1 protein-coding gene is annotated in these 383 nt (G+C 40.2%); it reads left to right on the top strand.

Annotation, left to right across the window (positions count from 1 at the left end; all coding sequences use genetic code 11):
- Window positions 1-218 (top strand): DUF6100 family protein (locus NE664_15630; GenBank protein ID MCQ4728064.1); only part of this gene is annotated, 218 nt, incomplete at its 5' end.
- Window positions 219-383 lie beyond the last annotated feature (165 nt).

Below are 383 nucleotides of genomic sequence, written 5' to 3'. Positions count from 1 at the left end.
AAAAACAGGTAGTGGATGCTTTAGGAATGTACTTCCTTGTATCGGACGGCGGTCTGCATCTAGACACTTATCATACTACCATATTGGGGGAACGGGATTGCACGTTCCTTTTTTTGATGGAATATAACCAATTTCCTAAGTGGATTTGTAAAAGGCACCACCTGGACATCATATCGAAAAATCATCCGATTCCCGCTACAGGTTTTTCGACAGGGTAAAATTTTGGTGAGAGCCTTTAAAAACGTATCCATAGACAGAAAAAAGGAGATTCATTCTACCCAGGGATGGAGAGGACAGGGTATGAAAAGGAACAAAACGGAATAAGAAGAAGGGGACAGATATGAAAATGGATAGAAAAGATGAACTTCTGTTACTTATAGCAG

Origin of the sequence: Anaerotignum faecicola (assembly GCA_024460105.1) — a bacterium.
GTDB lineage: Bacteria > Bacillota > Clostridia > Lachnospirales > Anaerotignaceae > JANFXS01.
This window is presented reverse-complemented; position numbering and strand designations above follow the sequence as displayed.